Annotated in this window: 6 protein-coding genes; 4 read left to right on the top strand and 2 right to left on the bottom strand. The window is 72.3% G+C overall.

Translation table 11 applies throughout. The features are described from left to right. Together EIO58_RS07175 and EIO58_RS07170 are read right to left on the bottom strand one after the other, a co-directional pair. Window positions 1-5,190 (bottom strand): PKD domain-containing protein (locus EIO58_RS07175; RefSeq protein ID WP_164861572.1); only part of this gene is annotated, 5,190 nt, incomplete at its 3' end. A gap of 320 nt (window positions 5,191-5,510) precedes the next feature. After that, on the bottom strand, window positions 5,511-6,047 hold the full coding sequence (locus EIO58_RS07170) for an ArsR/SmtB family transcription factor (protein ID WP_127818950.1): 537 nt from the start codon (window positions 6,045-6,047) through the stop codon (window positions 5,511-5,513). A gap of 186 nt (window positions 6,048-6,233) precedes the next feature. Here EIO58_RS07170 and EIO58_RS07165 point away from each other — a divergent pair, with 186 nt between their 5' ends. The 4 genes from EIO58_RS07165 to EIO58_RS19495 form a co-directional block, all read left to right on the top strand. After that, window positions 6,234-7,583, top strand: coding sequence for an MFS transporter (locus EIO58_RS07165; protein WP_240658621.1), 1,350 nt, complete (start codon window positions 6,234-6,236; stop codon window positions 7,581-7,583). Between the two features lie 148 nt (window positions 7,584-7,731). After that, a complete protein-coding gene (locus tag EIO58_RS07160; RefSeq protein WP_127818948.1) occupies window positions 7,732-8,886 on the top strand; it encodes a type III polyketide synthase in 1,155 nt (384 codons plus the stop codon). Window positions 8,887-8,896: 10 nt separating this feature from the next. Beyond that, window positions 8,897-9,601 (top strand): methyltransferase domain-containing protein, encoded by a 705-nt coding sequence (locus tag EIO58_RS07155; RefSeq protein WP_127818947.1) that lies wholly within the window; start codon window positions 8,897-8,899, stop codon window positions 9,599-9,601. Continuing rightward, on the top strand, window positions 9,541-9,940 hold a 400-nt coding region (locus tag EIO58_RS19495), incomplete at its 3' end, for an FAD-dependent oxidoreductase (protein WP_274543197.1). The genes EIO58_RS07155 and EIO58_RS19495, both read left to right, overlap by 61 nt.

The following is a 9,940-nucleotide window of genomic DNA, read 5'->3' as shown; positions in this document are numbered from 1 at the left end:
CGCCAACATGACGCCCCCGGATCCTCCCGTGACGGCGAGCCCGCCCACCGACGGCTGGCCCGGCTCGGCGGCGTCCTGCGTCGGCGGCCCCGCGGGCGTTCCCGGCGTCGGCGACCCCGTGGGCGTTCCCGGCGTCGGCTTCGGATCGGGCGGCGTCTGCGGCTCTACGGGGTTCAGCACGATCCGGCACTCGACCCGAACTCCGAGGGCCGCGACGAACCGGCCGTCGGCGTCGCAGTCGCCTTCGAAGGCCGCCTCGTACCCGTCCGCCGCTACTGCCTCGAGCCGGTGCGCACCCGCCGTGGTCGCCAACTCGGCGCCCGGGTCGATCGTGACGCCGTCCAGCGTCACACCGGGCTGCGGGGTACCGTCGGGCGCGGAGACCGTCACCTGGAGCACCGGCGCCTCGTCATCGATCGCGACGGCGCACTCCAGGGCGTCATCGTACGCCAGCTCGATCTCGCCGCCGGCGGAGCACGCGCTCGCGAGAGCGATCGCGTAACCGTCGGGCACACCGTCGACCCGAAGGAGATAGCGCCCCGGCTGAACGGACGTGGCGACTCCGGGCACGAGGACGATATCGGCGACCGACGCGGAAGCACGGCCGTTGCCCGTGACGGGATGCTGAATCGCCGGGGCGAGCACGAAGCGCAGGCCGTCGAGCACCAGGTCGCCGCCGGCGTCGTTGACGATCACCGGGTCGACGGTGAGGACGGGCAGCTCCACGATCGCGTCGACGTCGGTCGCCTGCGTGTCGGCCGGGGTCGGATCGGCGCCGTAGGAACCGTCGTCGTGCACGGTCGCCCGTGCCGCGAACTCACCCGGCGCTGCACCGGCAGGACCGACCCGCACGCGCAGCCGGTGCTCGATGTCGTCGCCGGACGGGAGGGCGCCGACGCTCCAGCGCACCATCCGCCCGTCGACCGTGGCGCCCGGCGCGTCCACGACGACCGCCGCCACGGGGAGTTCGACCTCGAGCACGATGCCGATCGCGTCGGCGTTCCCGGTGTTGGCCGCCCCGATCGCGTACTCCACCTCGTCGCCGGCGAGCACGGTGTCGCGCCCGTCGTCGATGGTCACGGCGAGGTCGGGGCGATTGTCCGCCGTCGCGACGCACGAGTCGAGGATCGCGTCGAGCACCGGCTCGGGGTCGGCGCCGAACGTGCGGATGTCGAACGCCGCTCCGCCGCTGCCCGTCGCGAGCTCGGCGTAGTCGCGTGTCGACGCGCCCGGCGTGATGATCGAGAAGAGCGTCGCGCGAGAGGCGGCGAGCGCCGCCCGCGCGTCTGCCACGATCTTGCGGTCCCATTGAGTGCGCTCATCGCCGATGAGCACGACGCACGTGCCGGCCTCCGGCCGCAGCCCCACGTCGGCCTGCAGCGCCGCGATGATGGCGTCGACACCAGGTTCGTACTCACCGCTCGTGTCGAGCTCGGCGAGCCCCGCCTCGAAACGGGCGAGATCGTGGGTCACCGGCATGTGCAAGTGCGGCATCGCCTCCGCGCCCGCGGAGCCGAACCCGATGACACCGAGCTGCGCGTCAACGGTCCCGGCGAGGCGGTCGCCGATGGTGCGCACGTTGTCGCGCACCGCCCGCTGGTACGGATCCATGCTGCCCGACTCGTCGATGACGAAGACGACGTCGGCCGCCGGGCGGCCGGCGCGTGACGGCGAGACGGTCGCCGCGGTTCCGGTCCGGCTCACGTCGCCGCCGTAGGCGACCTCGATGTCAGACGCGCCCATCGGCAGACGCAGTTCGATCCGGCCGTTCGCGTCCGTCGTCACGGGCTGCTCGCCCTCCGCCCCGGCGACCACGACGGCGGTGCCGGCCATCGGCTTCCACGAAGGACGGTCCCACAGCTGCGCGCGCACCGTGATCGACCCGCCGTACGCGCTCCCGGCGACCGGGTAGGCCTCGAGGTGCGACGTCCGCGTGACGACCGTGACCGTCACGGTGTCGGTGGCCGACGCACCGTCCTTGTCGGTCACCGTCAGGGTCGCGGTGTACGCACCCGGCTTCGTGTAGGGGTGCGGAACGCGCGCGCTCTCCCTCGCGCACGGCTGCACGACGGCGGTCGCTCCGTCCCCGTAGTCCCACTCGCAGTGCAGCTGGGCGTTGTCGACGCTTCCTAGATCACGCACAGCCGGCAGCGGCGTCCACGGCTCGAGCGCCACGACAAATGCCGCCGCTCCCGCGTCGACGGTCGGCGCGACGTTGTGCACCTGAACCGGGTGCTCCACCGCGGCGGTCCGGTTGTACGAGTCCGTCACCGAGAGGGTCACGGTCTGCGGGCCGTCGTCGGGATACCCCCAGCTGGCGGTGCTCGCCGCCGACGTCGTCGATTGGGTGGCGTTCCACGCCCATCGGCGCGTCACGATGACGCCGCTCGGCGGCACGGTGCTGTCGGTGAACCACTCCGACGTCCCCTCGGTCATGTCGGTCGGACCGTCGAAGCGGGGCTGCAGCGGCTCGAGCACCGTCTGCTCGAGCATCGTCGTCGCGGTGCTGCCGTCGGCGCCGGTGACGGTCAAGGTCACGGGGTAGACGCCCGGTGCGGCGAAGACGTGCGTAGGGCTCCGGTCGGTCGAGGTCGTGCCGTCGCCGAAGTCCCAGTGCCACGCGACGGCGCCCGTCGAACGATCCGTGAACGCCACCGTGGGCGTGCCGACCTGCCCGGTGATCGCGACCAGGTCGTCGATCGCGATCGCCGTGGCGCCGCGGTTCGTGAAGACGTCGAGGCGGACATAGCGCCCGACGACGGGGGTGGCGAGGGGGAATTGCTGGAAGCCGTTGACGTCGGCGAGCTCGCTGCCGACGACGCGACGGAGTCCGCTGCGCGGACCCGTGGTCGACACCGACACCGCGAAGTCCGCCGGGCGGTAACGCGCGCGGTCGGCGCGAATCGCGACGCGGTGGATGAGGTAATCGGATCCGAGGTCGGCTGCCGCCCACTGGTCGGCAGTCGCTCCCGGCGCCGTCACCCAGGGCGTCGCCAGCGAGTTGGGCGGCAGATCGAAGAGCTTGTCAGCGGCCGTGTTCGTGTTCTGCTGTCCGGAGGAGGCCGCCAAAGCCCCGCCATGAGGGATCTTCGCGACGTCGCTGCCGCCGTTGTCGGGCAGCGGCGAGAACGCCGCGGAGAGGCCTGATGCCTCGTCCGACGTCGCCGGGTCGCAGTCGTCGTCCCGGCCGTTCCCTGGCACCTCCGGTGCACCCGGGCTCACAGTGGCATCGGTGTCGTCGCAGTCCACGTTGGCGGTCCACCCGTCCCGGTCGGCGTCGGGATGCGTCCCGAGCACCGTCCACCGCACGACACGCACATGACCGTTCCCGTCGTCGATCCGCGCCTGCAGCCCGTACACCTGCGACGTGCGCGCAGGGTCCGGGGCGACCACCTGGGTGGTGCCTGTGCCGAGGTCGACGCCGTCGAGCGACCAATGAATCGTGAGGGCGTCGCCGTCCGCATCCTGCGCCTGCACGCCGAACGTCCGAGTGTCGCCCAGGCGGATCCGCACGGGCTCGGTCGCCGCCGGATCGACTCCGGCGAGGACGGGCGCATGGCCGGGGTCGGTGCCGAGCACCTGGGCATAGTCGACGGACGCGAGGCCGGCGGCATCCGTTCCCCGGACACCGACGAGAATCGTGCCGGCGCGCGCGGAGACCGTGGCCGAAGCACCCACGGCGTCGTCGAACGCCCCGTCCGAATCGAGGTCCCACGCGATGTTCGCGCAGCCGGTGCAGTCGGCGGTGAGTGCGACCTGCTCACCGACCGGCGCGGTGTACGGACCGCCCGCGCTCAGGACGGGGGAGGATGCCTCACCCTCGGCCTCGAGCCTCGCGGTGAGCTGCTCGACGATCGGGGTCATGCCGTCGACGATCCCGGCGAACGCCGCGGTCATGGCGGTGTCGGCATCACGCTGGGCCGCTACGAGCGCGTCGAGCGACCCGAAGGGCTGCTCGAGCGAGATCTCCTCCGCGAAGATGCGCCGCATGTCGGCGACGGCCTCCGGGCTGAAGCCGAGGTTGCGCAGCGCACGGTCCTCGTCCTCCGAGAAGCCGCTCTGGGCGACGCGCTCGGCGGCCGACGCCAGGTCGACCAGCGCGGCGTCGACGTCCTTTCCGTGCGCGTCGGCGGTCGCGGCGATGTTCTCCACCAGCGCCGTCTGCTCGGTCAGCTGCGCCTGCAGCATCGAGGAGTACATGATCATCGAGCGCGCCTGCAGCAGGGCGGCGGCCGGGTCCTCCGCGGCCGCGGCGCCCTGGTACTTCTCCATCGCGGCGAGGTATGCGTCGGCGAGCGCGGCGCCGCGAGTGGCACCGTCGCCCCATGCCGCGAGTGCGCGTTCGAGCGGCGCGCCGCTCGGAGACGTCAGCTGCGGGATCGCGGCGAGGGCGACCGGCTGGCCGAAGTCGGGGTCGGGCGGGTCCGCCGCGATGGCGCTGTAGTGCGCCGCCTTGTCGACGGCCGCCTTCACCGTCTCGATCTGCAGCTTGATCGCGTCCTGGATGCTGACAGTCGGACACCACGGCGTGATGGGGCTGTCGGGGATCGAGGGCATGAGCCCCGGCACACTGCACACGTAGGTCAGGTAGAAGTTGATGTAGAACTGGCCCATCTCGCCGGGCTTGGGGGTCGCCGCCCCCTTCAGCTCGAGGAACTGGTGGACGATGAACAGCGCACCGGCCGCGAACGCAGTGGCCTGCCACAGCGTCGCCTCACCACTGGCCGCCTCCTTCATCGCGAGCATCTCTGCGTTCGGCAGCGCCGGGATGGACAGATCGATCTCGACCGTGAACGCCCCGCGGCTGATCGAGTCGCTGCCGTCGAACACGCCGTTCTGGCAGGTGTCCTCGACGATGTCGTACGTGCCTGCTCCGAGTGAGCCGTTCGGCTGCGTCCCGGCGATGACCTCTTCGGCGAAGTACGCTCCGAACGCGCTCGACTCGATGACGTTCGGGTCGCCGCCCGAAGCGTCGGCGAGCGGGTCGCCCGGCTCGACGCTGCCCGTCGGCACGACGTAGATCGACGACACGGTGCCGAACGTGTCGCAGTCCCGCGTCAGAGTGCCCTGCGCGACCTCGACGATCTCGTTCGCACCGTACAGCGTGCGCGGCATCTCGAAGCTCGCAGCGTCGGCGTGCGCCGCGACGCCGGGAACGAGAGCGGCGGATGCCACGAGCACAGCGCTCACGAAGCCGGCGACGGCCGCTCGCCGCGGTGTGGACGAGCGGACCCGGCGCCGGACGCGCAGAGCGCGCGGCGCGGCCGAATCGGATCGGTGCATTCGCGGGGCGAGGGGCATGAGCGTCTCCTGAGACCGGCGCACTCTGCGCGGGGCGATCAGCGCGGCGGCGCGCGGCAGAGGCACCAGGCTGGTGCCTCGACGCATGACGCTATCCGCCGCCCGCGCGCATCCGGAGCGGGGCTGTGGGGCGTGCAACCTCCCTGCAATCTCACGCGGAACCGCGGCATGTTTCGGCCGGGAGATCCGGGCGCCGCCGGCCGCGGCGCTCAGCTGCCGCGCGGCGGGTTGTCGTCGGGGTGGAGCGCGCTGAAGAACGAGTACGTGTCGCCGTCGGGATCGGGACCGCGCTCCTTGAACTCGTCGACGAGCTGGTAAAGACGATGCTGGAACTCCTCGCGGTGCTCTTCGGTGAGCTTGAGCCCGAGCCACGTCGCATCGAGGTCCTCGTCGGCGACGCCCTCGATCTGCTGCAGGAAGGTCTCGACCAGCACGTACGAGCCACCCGGCATCGAGGTGCGCCACGACAGCCCCGTCGCCCGGTACGGCACCTCGCGGGCGCCGTGCGCCCCGCTGCGCGTGGGCTCGGCGGCGAGGTAGCCCGTCTGCACGAGCGTGCGCACGTGGTGCAGCATCGTTCCCGGGTTCACCCCGAGGAGCTCCGCCAGCTCCTTGTTGGTGCGGGACTCGAACGCGCACAGCCGGAGCACGCGCAGCCGCAGCGGCGAGCTCAGCGCGCGCATACGCGCCTCGGCCTCGGGATCGCCGCGCCGCAGCTCGATGCGCGCGTCGCGGTCATCGGCCATGGGCTCATGCTACGCGAGTGATTGACAGTTCTCAATCGATGCCGCACACTGATTGACATGTCCCAATCAGACGATCCGGACAGGCCCGGCTCCGCGCTCGGCGACGCCGTCTCCGAGGCCCGTGCCGAGGCTGGGCCCACGCGCCCGGAGGCTCCGAGCGTCGCGCCAGCGGGGCTTGGAGGGGGCGTGGGGACCACCCTCACCTCACGCGCGGGCGCCGACGACGCCGTCGAAGCCGATCGGGGTGCCTCGACGACTCCTCCCGTCACCCCCGCGCCGAAGGGCTCGCTGTGGCGCGACGCCAACTTCCTCACGATGTGGAGCGGTCAGGCGCTCAGCCAGTTCGGAGCGCAGATCACCGAGCTCGCCCTTCCCGTGCTCGCCGTGCTCATCCTCAACGCGACCGAGTGGGAGGTCGGTCTGCTCACTGCCGCGCAGGTCGCGGCGTTCCTGGTGGTCGGGCTGCCGGCCGGCGCGTGGATCGACCGCATGCGCAAGCGCCACATCATGATCTGGGCCGACGCCGTGCGCGCTGTCGCGCTCTCGACGCTGCCGGTGCTGGCGCTGCTGGGCGTGCTGGAGATCTGGCACATGATCGTGGTCGCACTCGTCATGGGCGTCGCCACGGTGTTCTTCGACGTGTCGAACCAGAGCCTCATCCCCTCGCTGGTGCGCACCGGCCAGATCGCCGAGGCGAACGGAAAGCTGCAGTCCACCGAGCAGCTGGCGGGCCTCGCCGGCCCCGCATTCGGCGGCTGGCTCGTGGGGGTGCTGGCGGCGCCGCTCGCGATCCTCGTCACCGTCGTCACGTACGTCGTCTCATTCATCGCGCTGCTGTTCACCCGCGATCATGAGACGCTGCGGGCGCCCGAAGAGCACAAGCCACTCATCCACGAGATCGGCGAAGGCCTGCGCTGGGTGTTCGGCAATCCACTGCTGCGTCGCATCGTCGGCACCACCGGCGTCGCGAACTTCTTCGGCACGATCGCCACGACGCTCCTGCCGATCTTCGCGCTGCGCGAGCTCGGGCTCACGCCGCAGATGCTCGGGATCGTGTTCTCGCTGTCGGCCGTCGGCGGACTCCTCGGCGCGATCGCGACGCCGCGCATCGTCGCGCGCCTCGGCGAGGCGCGGGCGATCCCGGTGAGTGCGATCGCGTTCTCGCTGGCGCCGTTCTTCCTGCCGGCGATCTCGCTCGTGCCGGCCCTGGCGTTCCCGCTGCTGGTCATCCAGTTCTTCCTGATGAGCTTCACGATCCTGCTGTACAACATCACCCAGGTGACCTTCCGCCAGCGCATCACCCCGCCGCGGCTGCTCGGACGCATGAACGCCTCGATCCGCTTCGTGGTCTGGGGCGTCATGCCGATCGGCGCGCTCCTCGCCGGCGCGCTCGGCACGTGGATCGGCACCGTCCCCACGCTGTGGATCGCCGCGACCGGTGAGCTGCTGGCGTGCATCTTCGTCGTCATCGGGCCCTTCTGGGGCCTGCGCGAGCTGCCCGACGCCCACGCCGAGCACGCCTCCGAGACGACCTGATCCGGACCGCGGATGCCTCGGCCCGCCGCGCAGGGTGCGGGCCGGGGCATCCGTTTCGGCACAGCGGGCGCCGTCGAAACCGATAACCCGCCGGGAGACATCGCGCAACCACTGCCGCCGCGGCGCCTCTCCATGCTTAGGTGGCTCCATGACGGCCCGCATCGTGTCGATCGGCACCGCTGTTCCCGCCACGCGCCTCCCCCAGGATCAGGTGCGCGATCTCTTCGCGGGCCAGCCCGGCCTCGACCGGCTCACGCGCCGCCGCATCCACGCCGCGTTCGGCGCGTCCGCGATCGAGCACCGGCACACCGTGCTCGCCGAGCTGGGAGATCCGGCGTCGCGCGACGACGCGGCTCCGCGGTTCCTCGACGGCGCGCGCACCCTGCTGTCGCCGACGACCGGCGAGCGCAACGACCTCTACACGCGGCTCGCGCCGGATCTGACGGCGGCCGCCGCCGCCCAGGCGCTGACGGATGCCGGAGTCCCGGCATCCGTCGTCACCCACGTCGTCACCGTCTCGTGCACGGGGTTCTTCGCGCCGGGGCCCGACTATCGGCTCGTGCGCGACCTGGGCCTACCCACCACGGCGGAGCGCTACCACCTCGGCTTCATCGGCTGCGCCGCCGCGCTTCCCGCGCTGCGGCTCGCCACGCGGCTCACGCACTCGCAGCCCGACGCCGTCGTGCTCGTGGTGTGCACCGAGCTGTGCTCGCTGCACGTGCGCGCCTCGGACGATCCGCAGCAGATCGTCGCGGCATCCGTCTTCGCCGACGGCGCGGCCGCCGCCGTCGTGACCTCCGCCGACGTGGGCCGCCCCGGCGGCCTCGACCTCGACCGTTTCGGCACCGCGCTCACCGACGAGGGCGAGAGCGACATGGTGTGGACCATCGGCGACCACGGGTTCGAGATGGTGCTGTCAGCCGAGGTGCCGCGCATCATCGGCCGCGAGATCCGCGGCGCGGTCGACGGGTTCGTCGGCGACGACCGCCCACCCGACGTATGGGCGGTGCATCCCGGCGGCCGCAGCGTGCTCGACCGGGTCGAGTCGGGTCTGGAGCTCGACCCGCGTGCGCTCGCCGCCTCGCGGGCCGTGCTGCGCGACTACGGCAACATGTCGAGCGTGACGATCCTGTTCATCCTGCGCGCCCTGCTGCGCGACGACGCGGTGGCCGACGGAGCCCGCGTCGCCGGGCTCGCGTTCGGTCCCGGGCTGACCGTCGAGTCGGCGATGCTGACCAAGCGCGTGCCGCGTCCGCGGTCTTCCGCGGCGGAGACGCCCGCTGCCGCGACGGTTCCGGCGTGACGGGAGCGCGATGACGCTGGCCGCCCGCGACGAGGCTCTCACCGAGCTGATGGACGACCCGGGGTGCGACCCCGCGCGCCTGCGCGCCACGCTGCGCCGTTTCGACACCGTGAACCGCCTGGTCGCGGGGTGGGGCGCGGTCTACCGGTCCACACTGGGTCCGTACTTCGCCTCGCTCGGGCGTTCCGCGCGCGTGCTGGATCTGGGCTCGGGCGGCGGCGATGTCATCGTGCGCCTCGCCGCTGCCGCGCGCCACGACGGCCTCGACGTCGCCTGGACGGGCGCGGATCCCGACGAGCGCTCGCACCGGGCCGCACTCGAACGCCGGCGTCCGTCCGAGGTGACGTTCCGGTGCACGGATGCCGCGGCCCTCGTCGCCGCGGGCGAGACGTTCGACGTGGTGCTGTCGAACCATGTGCTGCATCACCTCGGCGGCGAGCTGCCGGCGTTCATCTCGGCCTCGGCGGCGCTGTCGCGCGGCCTCGTGCTGCACAGCGACATCGCACGCAGCCGGATGGCGTACGCACTCTACGCGGTCGGCATCACGCCGCTCGCCCCGGGGACCTTCCTGCGCACCGACGGTCTGCGCTCGATCCGCCGCAGCTACACCCCCGCCGAGCTCGCCGGCGCGCTCGACCGCCTGATGCCGGGGGCATGGTCGGTGTCGGCTCCGGTGGCGTTCCGCCTGCTGGCGAGGGGACGCGGGCATGGCTGAGCGCACCGCCGTCGGGCGCGGCATCCGTCTCTCCTCCGCTGTTCAGAAGGCGCGTTCTGCAGCTTCGATGCGAGCGAAGCGACCAGAACAGCCCCCTCGACCACCAGCCGTCCGCGCTCGGGGGCCGCAATCTGCGGCAGCAGCGCCCGCGCAGCCACAAGAACTCACCCCGGACCATCGGGCCGCGAGGGGACGCCGGCGTGGCTGAGGTCACGATCGTCGGAGCCGGGCCGGTGGGCATGCTGCTCGCCGGCGAGCTCGTGCGGTGCGGCGTCGACGTCGAGCTGCTGGAGCGGCGGCCCGCGGCGGGCGACGGCTCGCGCGCGATCGGCGTGCACG

Source organism: Microbacterium sp. CPCC 204701 (assembly GCF_004010105.1).
Lineage (GTDB): Bacteria > Actinomycetota > Actinomycetes > Actinomycetales > Microbacteriaceae > Microbacterium.
The sequence above is the reverse complement of the archived record's forward strand: the minus strand, read 5'-3'. Positions and strand labels throughout refer to the sequence as shown.